Origin of the sequence: Herbaspirillum sp. C9C3, assembly GCF_013359625.1 — a bacterium.
In the GTDB taxonomy this organism is placed as follows: domain Bacteria; phylum Pseudomonadota; class Gammaproteobacteria; order Burkholderiales; family Burkholderiaceae_D; genus Herbaspirillum.
Window position 1 is genome coordinate 1 of record NZ_JABFMQ010000045.1, and the last position, 13,197, is coordinate 13,197.

At 62.1% G+C, this 13,197-nt stretch carries 13 protein-coding genes; 6 read left to right on the plus strand and 7 right to left on the minus strand.

What is annotated here, in order from left to right; translation table 11 throughout:
- A partial coding sequence (locus HNO82_RS22150) for a hypothetical protein (RefSeq protein ID WP_217509999.1) occupies positions 1-209 on the plus strand: 209 nt, incomplete at its 5' end.
- Between the two features lie 237 nt (positions 210-446).
- On the opposite strand, the gene gcvA is transcribed toward HNO82_RS22150, so the two are convergent.
- Positions 447-1,343, minus strand: a complete 897-nt coding sequence (gene gcvA, locus HNO82_RS21650; RefSeq protein WP_175345105.1) for a transcriptional regulator GcvA — start codon at positions 1,341-1,343, stop codon at positions 447-449.
- A gap of 77 nt (positions 1,344-1,420) precedes the next feature.
- On the opposite strand from gcvA, the gene HNO82_RS21655 reads away from it, so the two are divergent.
- A complete protein-coding gene (locus HNO82_RS21655; RefSeq protein WP_008327349.1) occupies positions 1,421-2,545 on the plus strand; it encodes an MFS transporter in 1,125 nt (374 codons plus the stop codon).
- A 19-nt stretch (positions 2,546-2,564) separates the two neighbouring features.
- On the opposite strand, the gene epsC is transcribed toward HNO82_RS21655, so the two are convergent.
- A complete protein-coding gene (gene epsC, locus HNO82_RS21660; RefSeq protein WP_175345097.1) occupies positions 2,565-3,509 on the minus strand; it encodes a serine O-acetyltransferase EpsC in 945 nt (314 codons plus the stop codon).
- 405 nt (positions 3,510-3,914) lie between these two features.
- Here epsC and HNO82_RS21665 point away from each other — a divergent pair, with 405 nt between their 5' ends.
- Positions 3,915-4,292 carry a hypothetical protein gene (locus tag HNO82_RS21665; protein ID WP_175345098.1) on the plus strand — a complete coding sequence of 126 codons (378 nt, stop codon included), beginning with the start codon at positions 3,915-3,917 and terminating at the stop codon, positions 4,290-4,292.
- Positions 4,293-4,316: 24 nt separating this feature from the next.
- Here the strand turns inward: HNO82_RS21665 and HNO82_RS21670 are convergent, their stop codons facing one another.
- Entirely contained in the window at positions 4,317-6,032 is a 1,716-nt protein-coding gene (locus HNO82_RS21670; RefSeq protein ID WP_175345099.1) for a chloride channel protein, read from the minus strand.
- Between the two features lie 251 nt (positions 6,033-6,283).
- Here HNO82_RS21670 and HNO82_RS21675 point away from each other — a divergent pair, with 251 nt between their 5' ends.
- Positions 6,284-7,288: a sulfonate ABC transporter substrate-binding protein gene (locus HNO82_RS21675; RefSeq protein ID WP_175345100.1), complete on the plus strand. Its 1,005-nt coding sequence runs from the start codon at positions 6,284-6,286 to the stop codon at positions 7,286-7,288.
- Between the two features lie 90 nt (positions 7,289-7,378).
- Here the strand turns inward: HNO82_RS21675 and HNO82_RS21680 are convergent, their stop codons facing one another.
- The 3 genes from HNO82_RS21680 to HNO82_RS21690 all read right to left on the minus strand — a co-directional run bounded on the left by HNO82_RS21680 (position 7,379) and on the right by HNO82_RS21690 (position 10,888).
- Positions 7,379-9,091 carry an acid phosphatase gene (locus tag HNO82_RS21680; RefSeq protein ID WP_175345101.1) on the minus strand — a complete coding sequence of 571 codons (1,713 nt, stop codon included), beginning with the start codon at positions 9,089-9,091 and terminating at the stop codon, positions 7,379-7,381.
- Between the two features lie 465 nt (positions 9,092-9,556).
- Positions 9,557-10,273: a Pr6Pr family membrane protein gene (locus HNO82_RS21685; protein ID WP_175345102.1), complete on the minus strand. Its 717-nt coding sequence runs from the start codon at positions 10,271-10,273 to the stop codon at positions 9,557-9,559.
- Positions 10,274-10,708: 435 nt separating this feature from the next.
- Positions 10,709-10,888, minus strand: a complete 180-nt coding sequence (locus HNO82_RS21690) for a hypothetical protein (protein WP_175345103.1) — start codon at positions 10,886-10,888, stop codon at positions 10,709-10,711.
- 214 nt (positions 10,889-11,102) lie between these two features.
- On the opposite strand from HNO82_RS21690, the gene HNO82_RS21695 reads away from it, so the two are divergent.
- On the plus strand, positions 11,103-11,624 hold the full coding sequence (locus tag HNO82_RS21695; RefSeq protein ID WP_008327358.1) for a bactofilin family protein: 522 nt from the start codon (positions 11,103-11,105) through the stop codon (positions 11,622-11,624).
- A 138-nt stretch (positions 11,625-11,762) separates the two neighbouring features.
- On the opposite strand, the gene HNO82_RS21700 is transcribed toward HNO82_RS21695, so the two are convergent.
- The gene (locus HNO82_RS21700) at positions 11,763-11,984 is read right to left on the minus strand and encodes a hypothetical protein (protein ID WP_175345104.1); all 222 of its coding nucleotides are present in this window, start codon (positions 11,982-11,984) and stop codon (positions 11,763-11,765) included.
- Between HNO82_RS21700 and purU the strand changes: the two genes are divergently transcribed.
- On the plus strand, positions 11,983-12,852 hold the full coding sequence (purU, locus tag HNO82_RS21705; RefSeq protein WP_008327359.1) for a formyltetrahydrofolate deformylase: 870 nt from the start codon (positions 11,983-11,985) through the stop codon (positions 12,850-12,852). The genes HNO82_RS21700 and purU overlap by 2 nt on opposite strands.
- Positions 12,853-13,197: the final 345 nt, after the last annotated feature.

Sequence of the window (13,197 nt, forward strand, 5' to 3'; positions counted from 1 at the left end):
GTTCTTTCGTCCTGAGTAGTCGCGCAGCGACGTATCGAAGGCGCAAGAACGCCAACGCAAAGCCGAAGGCGAGTAGTGTGCCTGACGATGCCGAAGGCGAGGCGTTTAGGTCGTCCGCATCTGCGCCGCTGATTCAGAACGCGACAAAACGGATCAGAAAAATAGTCGGAGCGAAGCGACTCTATTTTTCCCGTTTTGTTGGCTTCTGAAGCGGGGACCCTCCGAAGGAGGGCGGTGCAGCTGCGGTCGCCTTCTTTTGCTTACTTTTCTTGGCGAGACAAGAAAAGTGAGCGGCTGCCGGCAGAAGCAGTGCTTCTGCCCCCCGGCGCGTTCTCCCGACCGGAGAAAGATAAGTATTAAGCTAGAGCGCAGAACAGCAATCCGTGCAGACTACCCAAAAACCAAAACCAAAAACCAAGCCCGCCAAGACAAAAAACCAAGCAAGATCAACCAGCAACAACCAACGATCCGCGATATTCCGCCAGCCATTTGGCAAACAACTGTGCTTCAGCTCCCGCCTGAAGATTGATCCCGAGATAGTAAGGTGCGAGGGGCAGACGCAAGGTGGGGAAGGGGCAGACCAGGCGACCGGAACGCAGATCATTGTCTGCCAGCGACAAAGGAGACAAGGCCACACCCAGTCCATCCACTGCTGCCTGCAACACGAAATGTACGTGATCGAAATGCAGCATGGCCTGCGATCGAGAGCGCTTCAGTCCTGCCAGCTTGCGCCAGTCCTCCCAGTCATTGCGCCGACTGCGCGACACCAGCACAGTATGCTGCGCCAGCCCTGACACATCTTCCAGCGGCATGGACTGCAACAGAGCAGGAGACGCCACCAGCACCAGCTCATCCTCCATGAAGCGCTGCACCTTCAGCGTCTCAGGCCAGTTGGTCTCCCCTCGCCGGATCGCAATGTCAAATGAAGAGCCTGCCTTGCCCACCGTCGCCGTACTGGTCACCACCTGGGGTGCAATCCCCGGATAATGCTCCACGAAATCGGACAAATGCGGAATCAGCCAGCGCACCGCAAATGACGGCCGCACATTGATCACCACCGTGCGCGTGGGGGCGTCGCGCATCACCCGCCGCGCCGCATTGGCCAACATGTCCAGCGCCGGGCTGGCTTGCTCGAAGAACTGCCGGCCACGATCAGTCAGCAGTACCTGCCGCGTACGCCGCTCGAACAAGGGCATGCCAAGGTAGCCTTCGAGATTCTTGATCTGGCGACTGATCGCGCCATGCGTGACATTGAGCTCCTGTGCCGCCAGCGTGAAACTCTGGTGACGGGCCGCCGCCAGAAAGGCGCGGATGGCGTTGAGCGGAAGTGTGAGATCGGCCATGCGTGAGATATTATCACGCATGGCCGGAATTAATATCGTTTGTCAGCGCCTGCCCATGCGGCGCATCATCGGTCTTCATGACCACGCCAGACCTCCGCCAGGCCGACCTCGATTCCCGCCACGCCGCCATGTCGCTCTCGGCCGCCTTGCCCTGCGATATCGTCCTCTACCTGCTGCTTCCCATGTATGCCGCCCAGTTCCACGTCAGCCTGGCCGAGGCCGGCGTGCTGCTGGCGGCCAACCGACTGGTGCGCATCGCCGGCTATCGCTGGGTCGCCAGCTTTTACGCCCGACGCGGCGACCGCCCCACCTGCACCCTGGCCGTGTGCGCGGCCATCCTCTGCGCACTTGGCTACACGATGGCCAACGGCTTCTGGGCCCTCCTGCCGCTGCGCCTGCTGTGGGGCATGGCCTTCGCCGGACTCAACCTCTCTACCCAGGCCATGTCCACCGCCAACCCGCACGGCGCCGCCCGCCGCTCCGGACGTTCGCGCGGGGTGATCGCCATTGGCCCCATGCTGTGGCTGCCCACAGCCGCACTGCTGGCGCCGCACATCGGACCACGCATGGTGTTCGCCCTGGTCGCCACGACGGCGATCCTGGGTCTGCTGGCCGCCCGCCGCCTGCCGCAGCACGCCTATGCGCCACCGCAGCCGCGCCGCTGGAAATTGCCCAATGCACTGGATTGGTGGTCCTTCCTCGAAGGACTGACGCTCGATGGTCTCTTCATCGTCGGCCTGGCCTACATGAGCAAGCAGTCCTTCGGGGCCGATGGCGAACTGGTGGCCGGGGTGCTGATGGCCCTGCGCTATGCCGGGGAAATCGTCTTGAGCCCGCTGGGCGGCTGGCTGGCCGAGCGCTTCGGTGCGGTCAAGGTATTGGTGATCCTGTCACTGGCTACCTGTGCGGCGCTGGTCGGTTTCGGAGGCGGGCTGCTGTGGCTGTTTGCGGGGCTGATCGTGATCCTTCGTGCCTTGCAGTTGCCGCTCCTGGCCCCCATCGTCGCCGCCCGCACGCCTGCGGCGCAGCGCGTGCATGCCCTGGCCGGACGCGCGATCTGGCGCGATATCGGGGCCGGTATGGGGCCGATGCTGGCAGGCTTGCTGCTGCCGGTGATGTCGTCCCTGTGGCTCTACGGACTGGCCGCCTCGGCACTGGCGCTGGCGGCCATCGCCTGCGCACGCGCACCGGTGCCACGTTAGGGTCTGTTCACCAAGGGGATCAGGGCTGGCGACAGTCGCTGAGCATCTCCGCCTGGGAGATGTTGCTGCCCGGCGGCACGCTGTGCGTGAGCCAGACATTGCCGCCGATCACCGATCCCTGGCCAATGGTAATGCGCCCCAGCAGGGTCGCGCCGGCATAGACCACTACGTCATCCTCGACGATGGGATGGCGCGCAATGCCCTTGACCAGTGAACCATCGGCCTCCTGCGGGAAACGCTTGGCCCCCAGCGTCACGGCCTGGTACAGGCGCACGTTGCGGCCGATGATGGTGGTCTCGCCGATGACCACGCCGGTGCCATGGTCGATGAAGAAGCTGGGGCCGATCTGCGCGGCCGGGTGGATGTCGATGCCGGTGGCCGAATGCGCAATGTCGGCAATCAGACGTGCCAGTAGCGGGGCCCCCAGCTGATGCAGCGCATGCGCCAGACGGTGATAGATGATCGCGGTGGTACCGGGATAGCACAGCAGGATTTCCGAGATGCTGGAGGCGGCCGGATCGCCGTGATACGCAGCCTGGATGTCGCTGACCAGAACGTCCCGCACACCCGGCAACTGATGCGCGAAGTCGCGCGTGATGGCCGCGGCGCGTTGGCGCAGCAGCGCCTCATCGTCCACATCACTGCTGAAATAGAGGCTGCGACGTACCTGCTCGCGCAGGATCGACAGCGCAGCATTCAACTGGCTGCCAACGAAATAATCGATGGTCTCATCGGATAAATCGGTATGCCCATAATGCGTGGGAAACAAGGCCGCCTGCAGATGTTGCAGCAGCTTTTGCATCGCTTCACGTGAGGGGAGCTCGCGGATCTCGCCGCGATAGCGGATCTTGTGGGTAATCTCGCGCGAGGTGCGCAGGCCGGCCACAACGGCTGACAAGCCCAGTCCCGCCGACTCGACCGAGTCGGTCAGCGCGTTCAGTTCGGGGGTGTGAGAAGGTTCCATGCCCGCATGCTATCAAAAATGCGCGCGCGGCGTCGGGCAGGGCAAAGCAGGCAGTCAGTACCGCAAGCGTTTCGGCGACTCGCCTGGTGAGGATTGTTCAATGGCTCACGAGTTGATGTATTTGTGTCATTCAGGAAATTCCTGACGCCAATGCGGGACGACTCAGGAAGCCCCCGATACTTGGCGGAACCACAAAAACTTAAAGTCTCGTCATGCCAGCTTAGGCAAGAAATCCGAACGAAGGTCGGAGATCAGACAGCCGATCTGGGGAGAGCTTCTGGACGATTACCGGGTAGCCCTGAGGGGGGCTTACTTTTGGGCGTACTTCCGCAAGGGGGTGCGCCCTTTTTTTGTTTGTGATGCAATACGGGCTTGATCAGAGTGCCTTGTACGGGAGGAGTTTCCATGTCAAAACCGCGTTTTTCCCTGTCCCAGCTGGGGCTGCTGGGGCTGTTGTCCATGGTGCTGCTGCCTGCCGTCGCGGCGCGCGCGCAGGTTCCCGTGCCGGTCCCGGCGAGCGTGCCGACGCTGCCTGCTGCTGCCGCGCCCACACCGGTGGCCAGCGACATTACCCGCAGTTGCGCGGCCGGCAGCGGCTGTGTGCTGACCTGCCTGAACATGGCCGCCGAAACCGTCATGACCGAGACGGCTACACGTGCCGTGCGCATCATTTCCCTCTCCAACGGCAACAGCGAATTCCGCATGGACAACGGCAATGCCGGCATCAATGTCATCCTGGTCTCGCACGACAATCTGATGTGCAAGCTCAGCGGCGGCGTCTGAGGATTGCGCAGGGAGGAACGGGCGTCAGTTGCCCAGCAGTTTTTCCCGCACGGATTCTTCTTCTGCATGGCTCGCGCTGGCCCGCGCCAGATCGGACAGGGACAGCACGCCCACCAGCTGCCGATGTTCTGCCGTGCTCACTACCGGCAGCCGCGCCACGCCCAGGCGCGCCATCGTGCCGGCGGCAATGCGGGCACTGAGGTGCGGCAAAAGATGGCCGGCATCGGGCGCCAGCAGGGCGCTGCAAGCCTGGGCCGGATCGGCCGCCTGCAAGCGCGTCAGCGCGACCATACCGAGCAGGCGACCATTTGCGGTCACCGGGTAATGGCGATGGACATGGTCCGCTGCGCGGCATAGCGCCAGCGCCTCTGCGGCGGGCAGGGCCGCCTCCAGGGCCTGCGGTGCGGACATCAGGTCTTCCACATGCACCCGCTCCAACGGGTCGACACCGTATTCGCGGTGCACATGCAGGCCGCGTCGCGCGATCTTCTCGGTCATGATGGAGCGCTTCATCCACAGCACGTTCACGCCATAGGCCACCGACGTGGTGGCGATGAGCGGCAGGAGTGCATGGTCGGCATGGGTCAGGCCGAAGGCGAAGACGATTGCCGTCAGCGGTGCGCCCAGCACACTGCCCAGCACTGCCGCCATGCAGACCAGCGGCCACAAGCCGGGTGAACCACCCGGCAGCCACGGCGAGAGCACCAGGCCCAGTCCGGCGCCCATCATCAGCAGTGGTGCCAGCACCCCGCCCGAGGTGCCCGAGCCCAAGGCCAGCAGCCAGATTACCGCCTTCACCAGCAGCAGCGCCAATGCCGCCGAGACCAGCATGTGCTGATTCAGCAGGTCAGCGATGACGTCGTAGCCCACGCCCAGCGCGCGCGGCTGCAGCAGTCCGCCCAGGCCCACGGCCATGCCACCCAGTGCCGGCCACCACATCCAGTGCAGCGGCAGGCGATGGAAGCCATCCTCGATACGATACAGGGCCAGCGTCAGCACGACGGCCAGCACCCCGCTGGCCAATCCGGCCAGCAGACAGGACAGCAGCGCCATCGGCGCGACCGGTGCCACCTGCAATGGAAACAGCACACCTGCCTCGATCAGCCACGGTCGCAGGAAAGCGGCGATGACACAGGCCAGCGCAACCGGCAACAGACTGCGCGGTCGCAGTTCGAACAGCAGCAGTTCCACTGCCAGCAGCAGGGCGGCCAGGGGCGTACCGAAGATGGCCGTCATGCCGGCGCAGGCACCGGCCACCAACAGGGTCTTGCGCTCGGCAGCGGTGAGGTGCAGCCACTGCGCCAGCAGCGAACCGAGCGAGCCGCCGGTCATGATGATGGGACCCTCGGCACCGAACGGACCGCCGCTGCCGATGACGATGCCCGAGGACAGTGGCTTCAACAACGCGACCTTGGGCGACATGCGGCTCTTGCCGAAAAGGATGGCCTCGATTGCTTCAGGAATGCCATGACCGCGGATCTTGTCACTGCCATAGCGCGCCATGAGACCGACGATCAGGCCGCCGATGACCGGCAACAGCACCGCGATCCAGCCCAGCGTATGGCCCGCCGGTGAGCTGGCGGCAAAGGACAGGCGCTGGAAATAGAACAGGTTGGTAAAGAGCGCAATGAGCTTGAGCAGTAGCCACGCCGCACCCGTGGAGAACATGCCGATGAGCACCGCGATGGCGCACAGCAGGGGCAGCCGTCGGTCGGCGGTGTAGTCGCGTTTGTGTTTCATGGATTGCCGTGTTCAAGGACGGTAGTGGTAGCGCGATCTTGTAGAAGGGCGCATGAATAAAGGGATAAGCGGCAAATATATCACAACATGATATAAAAAGTGATGCGCGACGGGTTGGCGCTTGTATGCGCGGCACGACTTATCTGCTTTTCTTCTATGCACAGGAGGAATGATTCGTTCGCAGCGTGCGCGGGTCTGGCTACGCTGTGAGCCTCGATGTATCGACCTCAACCATGACCGATGGAGTCCCCATGCCACAGCACGAAGACACACCCCGCAACGTCCTTACCGCCTTTGAACCGAGCCGCAAGCGTCGCCGCCTGATCGGCGCCGGGCTGGCGTTGGGCGCCGCCGGTGCGACTACCGTTTTCGGTGAGCGACCGGCGCAGGCGGCCACACGCCAGTTGCGGGTGGGTTACCAGAAGGGGGCCTTGAGCATCATCCGTGCCCATGGCTCGCTGGAGCAGCGCCTGGCCCCGCTGGGGGCGAGCGTCAAATGGGTGGAGTTCAGCGCCGGCCCGGTGCAGCTCGAAGCGCTGGGGGCGGGATCCATTGATTTCGGCGATGTCGGCGAAGCGCCACCGATCTTTTCTCAGGCCGCCGGTACGCCCCTGGTCTACGTGGGGGCCACCGTGCCGCGTCCTTATGTGGAAGCGGTACTGGTCAAGCAGGACAGCCTGCAGAAACCGGTACAGTTGAAGGGCAAGCGCATCGCCTTGAACAAGGGTTCCAACGTGCATTACTTCTTGGTCAAGCTGCTGGAAAAGCATGGCCTGCAATATGGCGACGTGACACCGGTATGGCTGGCCCCGGCCGATGCGCGTGCCGCGTTCGAGCGCGGTGCGGTGGATGCCTGGGCCATCTGGGATCCCTATCTGGCGGCGGCCCAGCAGACCTTGAAGGCGCGCATCCTGGCCGACGCCGATGGCGTGGTCAAGAACCGCGCCTATTATTTTTCGACCCGGACGTATGCGCGCGACAATGCCGACCTCATCCGCATCGCGCTGGAAGAGCTGGCCAAGGTGGACACCTTTGCCCAGACGCGTCCGGACGAGTACGCCAGCGAACTGGCCGGCATCCTCGGCTTGCCCAAGAGCGTCCTGGACGTGGTGGTTCGCCGCTATCACTACGGCACCTTGCCCATCACCCATGCCATTCTCGACGAGCAACAGCAGATTGCCGATACCTTCCTTGATCTCAAGCTGATCCCCAGGAAGATCAAGCTGAGCGAGGCGGCACCGCCCTGGCTGGCGTAATACGTCCTCGCGCATTAGGTCTCACCATGAACAAGGCCGCCGCAGGAGAAGCCTGCGGCGGCCTTGAGCTTGTGACTGGCAGAAGGGAGATCAGCCCTTGAACTGCAGCGCGTTGGTCAGGTCCCCCATGGGCTGCTGGCCGCGCGCGATCATGGCCTCATCACGCTGCTTGAGGCCGTCCAGCTTTTCCAGAGCAAAGGTGCGGGTGATCAGGCGCAGGATGGAGGCCGTGTCATAGACGGTATGGTCCACCGTTGCCTTGCGGGCGAAGGGGGAGATTACCAGCGCCGGCACGCGCGTTCCCGGACCCCAGCGGTCGCCCTTGGGCGGGGCGACGTGGTCCCACCAGCCGCCGTTCTCGTCGAAGGTGATGACCACCACCATGTTCTTCCACTGCGGGCTGGCCTGCAGGCTCTTGACGATGTGGGCGATGTGGCGGTCACCCGAAGCCACGTCGGCATAGCCGGCATGCAGGTTGAGGTTGCCCTGCGGTTTGTAGAAGGTCACCGGCGGCAGACGGCCGGCCTCGACATCGGCCAGGAAACGGTTGGTGCGTGCTTCATCACCCAGACCGCCATCGCGCAGGCGCTTGTTGCGTTCGGCAGGATTTTCCGGACCCAGGTTCTTGAAGTAGTTGAAGGGCTGGTGGTGATACTGGAAATTGGGGATCTTGGGGATGCCCTTGGAATCCTTGAACTCGTCCAGCGTGGCCTGCCAGGCACCCGCATACCAGGCCCAGTCGATTCCCTTCTTGTTGAGCTTGTCGCCGATGTGCTCGTGGGTCTGCGGCACCAGCACGCTGGGCTGGTTGGGCTCGGCATAGGCCGGGTTGTTGCGGTCACGGCTCCAGGTCGGCCAGTAGGGCGGGGCCATGGTATTGACCGCATAACCGTCCGGCGTGAGTGCACTGGGGCCGAACTTGGGCGGTCCCTGCAGGGCGCTGGCCGGGCTGTTCTCGGCCGGGACCAGTTCCGGCGAGAGCGGATCATTGTTCCTGGTCCTGGCTACCTGGGTGCGCGAGACCGAGTTCATCACGTTCGGATAGTAGGGGGCGGTGGCGCAGATCAGATACTGGTGGTTCAGGAAGGAACCACCGAAGGCCCCCTGGAAGAAGTTGTCGCACAGCACGAACTCACGCGCCACATCCCACAGGCGCAGGTTGTAGCGGGTATCCGCGTAGTGGCCCATGGTCAGGCCGCCGGAGTCGGCCCAGGCCACGAAGCCATCATTCTTGCCGCCGTTGATCTGCATCTGGTTCTGATAGAACACGTGCCACAGGTCACGTGTGACCAGCCCCAGCGGCAGGGCTTCGCCCTGCGGACCCTTCAAGGCATAAGGAGCATTGGGCAGGTTGCTCTGGTATTGCTTGTCGGCCGGGTAGGTTACGCCTTCGATGGTCTGCTCCTGGCGCACCACGCCGCTCCATGCCGGTGGCAACTGCTTGAGCAGGGTGCCGTCGCGGTCGCGCTGCTGGTAGTCCGAGGGCTTGAGCGAGGACAGCGGCTTTTCCAGGCCGGGGAAATCGGCGAAGAGGTTGTTGAAGCTGCGGTTCTCGGCGTAGATCACCACGATGGTCTTGATGTTCTCGCGCAGGGCGCGATCCAGCGCAGCAGCCTCGGCCGGATTGCCGCTCGGCGAGGGGGCCGGTCCCTGGCCTTCGGTGGCGCAGGCGCCCAGGGCGCTGCCCGCCCCCAGTGCCGCCACGCCGCCCAGAAAGCGGCGGCGGCTGCTGTTTTGCGGGGGCGGAAGGGTGTCGTCGGCGCTCGGCTGGCTGCCGGCGATGTCGTCGTCGTGCTTGCTCATGGATGAGTTTCCTGTCGGATATTGTTGTGGGGGTTGGCGCGTAGCGGCGATCAGGATAGCGCGACCGTATGACAGGGATGTGTCTTTTTCGTCAGGATTTTGCTCAAGAAAATGACGAAACATGCACCAAGAGACAATGAAAGACTAGGTAAAGGACGCGCTAGGATGCGCCTCATGCGTGGCCAAGGCCCTAGAATGCCTCGACCGCACCGGTTGCAGCCGCGCATCGCGCGGCCCGGCGACCGGGTCAGGTGGGCAGTTCCGGCCAGGGGATGGCGGGGACTGCTCTCATGTCAATGCGGTCTTGTCTGACGAGGGGAACATCTTGCTCAAAACTTTTCAATACCTGATCATCGGTGCGGGCTTCAGTGTCTGGATGCTGTTCATGCTGGCGCTGGCACTGACGGACCCGCTGATCTGACAGGGGGCCGGGGAGCAAGGACCGGCCTCTGCCTGCGCTCCGGATCATTTTCTCTGCAGCACTGGTTTGCCGGACCGGTTGACTGCGATGAACACCCCCATCAATCCCAGGAAGGCCGCCAGCAGCAGGCTGGCGTTGAGGATCACGCGCGCATAGCCAAGTGCATTGACGTCGATGAAGGGGTAGGGATAGAAGCCCGACAGGGCCCCGCGCCATAGCGTGATCATCAGATAGGCCAGCGGATACACCAGCCACAGCAGTGCCTTTTTCAGCGACGCCTGGAACACCGGCACGAAAAAAATCCAATAGACGATTGCCAGCAGGGGCACCACCGTATGGAGGCTCTCGTTGACCAGTGCGCGAAAGCCGGTGGGCGTCCACAGATGGCGCAGCAGCAGGTTGTAGGCGATGCCCACGAAGGCCAGGTAGGTCACCACGGCCGAGATCACTGAGGGTTGCCGGAAGAAGCGGCTCAGGGGCGACTTCAGCGAGAGCGCCAGCGAGGTAAAGCAGAGTGCGCTCATGAGGATGGTCAGGTTGGTCAGATACATGGTCAGCCGGTCCAGACCATCCAGTATGCCGCCGCCGCGCGCCAGCAGGCGGTTGATGGTGATGTCGGTCTGCGCCGCGAAGGCGAACCAGCTGATGAGTGCGATCAGGCCGGCGAGCGTCCGTGCCGCAGCCGAGTTGCGGCGTGCCGGGAAGAGGTGGGCGCCAAAGGAATCCAGCGATTCCGGCGAGGGAATCTTGTCGTTGCTCATGGTGTCGTCACGGGAGGTGGAGGGGCCGGCGTCGCAGCGGGGCGGGCGACATCGGCCGGGCAATGGACTCCATCATAAATCGGGCGGGCATGGTTGTGCTGGCCGGATGACATTCATTTTCAACGCTTACATCAAGACACATGGTCTCCGGGGTGCGGCGGTCGCTGCGCCTGTCCGTTCGCGAGTCGGGCGCATCCATGCGCTCATTCATACTCTTTCATGCTCATCCATTGACGTCGGGAACGAGCGATATTGACCCGTTTTTCGAGAAGATTGCTTGGTCTTTATTTCTAAGTTTTAGATCCATTTCCATGGATGACGTCGAGCCCTGATGAAAATGGGCTTAGTCTCTGGAAGCCATGTCGGGAGCGGACTTCAGGGGATGATGTGTCGCCTTCAGGCGACGCCATGCTTCTAACAACTGTTACATTTTTTTTAGTTACAAGGGGTCTCAAAATATAAATAATTGGTCTGGTTTGAGAGCGCAAAAAACGGCGCAAAAAACGGTGTTCTCACTGTTACAAATTTGCGGTGAACTTTGCAAAAGGCATCCTGCCGAATCGCACAGGTTTCTTCCTTGGCAATGTCCGGATGCGTGATGTCCGGGCTATCCATGCGATCTGCGTGGACATTCGGAAGAGCCGCTTTCGTTGACCTTGTCGACGCTACGACGCGCCGTCCACGCTGCCGGTTTTCTCGATGATCGTGCAGGGCGGTTCTGCTGCCGCACTGGCGGTGGGCGTCATGAGCTTGTCGTGCGCACCTTGCCGCACGTTTTATTTTCGCGCGTAGATTTTTACGCATCAGCACTACCATTTCAGGAGATCACATGCTTCGCTCGGAATCCCTCTTCGGCAAACGCGAAACCAGTTCGACCAATTCCCCGTTCAGCAGTGCGGGCAACGTCTCTTCTACGACAGGCGGCAATGTGACCAGCGTGAACAAACCTAGCCAATATCCTTCTTCCGTTTCCAACACCGCTCCTGCGGCCACCGAAGAGAGCGGCAGCAAGCTCACCGTCGGTCCCAACATCAAGGTCAAGGGTGAGATCGAGGATTGCGACACCTTGGTGGTGGAAGGCAAGGTCCAGGCGACCATCAATTGTCGCGTGGTGCAGATTGCCGAGCGTGGCGCCTTCAAGGGCTCGGCCGAGATCGACCTGGCCGAGATCCGCGGCGAGTTCGATGGTGACCTGACGGTACGCCAGAAGCTGGTGATCTACTCCAGCGGCAAGGTGACCGGGAAGATCCGGTATGGCAAGCTGGTCATTGAAGAAGGCGGCCAGTTGGCAGGCGATCTGCAGGTCGGCGGTGGTCACGAGCAGAAGGATCTGTTGCAGAAGACCGCATGAGCTCCCCTGCGGGTGGTGGCGGGTGCGCAGCGCCGTTCGTCATCCGATGAGGGCAGTGCTTGATGCCCGGCCAGTGGCTTGCTGCACTGGCTGCATTTCCGGTGGGAAACCATGATCTCTGGTCGGTGCGATTTGTTGTCAAGTCGTGCCGATCTGCGGTGATTTCCGGTGCAATGACCTGGCTTTGACGTATTCGTCGTGTATTTGCGCGCGGCGGATTTGTCCGCATGGCCCGGTCGTGCGACAATAGCGCCTTTCGTCTTTTCGTCCTTTTTCCCGGTCAGTCGGGCCGGTGTCGTCCTGCGTGGCGGCGCCGGTAGGGCGCTGGCGCTTCTCGGTTTCATTGCTCAGTTCACTCATGGCTCACCCGGAATACATTCTTACCCTGTCCTGTCTGGACCAGCGCGGCATCGTGCATCGCGTCTCAGGCTTTCTGGCCGATCACGGCTGCAACATCATCGATTCGGCACAGTTCGGTGACGCGCAATCGAAGCTCTTCTTCATGCGTGTACATTTCTCCTCCGAGGATGCGGCAGTGTCGGACGCGGCGCTGCGTGCAGATTTCGGGGTGCTGGGCGATTCGCTGCAGATGAACTGGCAGCTGCATGACGCGGGCAAGAAGCCGCGCGTGATGCTGATGGTGTCGAAGATCGGGCATTGTCTGAACGATCTGCTGTTCCGCTACAAGAGCGGATTGCTGCCGGTGGAGATTCCGGCGATCGTGTCCAACCATACGGATTTCTATCAGCTGGCCGCGAGCTACAACATTCCTTTCCATCATCTGCCGCTGGCGACCGGGTCGTCCATGGAAGTCAAGCGCGCGCAGGAACAACGCATCATGGAGATCGTGGAGGCCAACCAGATCGATCTGGTGGTGCTGGCACGCTACATGCAGATCCTCTCTCCCGAAATGTGCGAGGCCCTGCGCGGACGAGCCATCAATATCCATCACTCCTTCCTGCCCAGCTTCAAAGGAGCCAAGCCCTACTATCAGGCCCATGATCGCGGCGTCAAGCTCATCGGCGCAACCGCGCACTTCGTGACCGGTGACCTCGATGAAGGTCCAATCATCGAACAAGGCGTGGAGCGCGTGGATCACTCCATGGGGCCAGATACCCTCACCGCAATCGGGCGCGATATCGAATGCGTGGTCTTGGCGCGGGCTGTCAAATGGTTCACCGAGCATCGTATCTTGCTCAATGGGCATAAGACCGTCATCTTCAACTGATCCGCTGGTCCTGACTTAGACGCCGTTCGGGGGCTGCCTGGGCGGCGTTTTTGTTTTTGTGGTTTTTGTTGATGTTGTCTTGGCTGGGTGTGTTTTTGTTTTTGCTGTTTTGGGTAGTCTGCACGGATTGCTGTTCTGCGCTCTAGCTTAATGCCTATCTTTCTCCGGTCGGAACGGAGCGCCGGGGGCGGCCCGGCAGCCGCTCACTTTTCTTGTCTCGCCAAGAAAAGTAAGCAAAAGAAGGCGACCCCAGAGAGCCAGCCCTCCTACGGAGGGTCCCCGTCGCAGCGGAGCGAAAAGTGGGAAGGATAGAGTCGCTTCGCTCCGACTATCCTTCTGATCCAC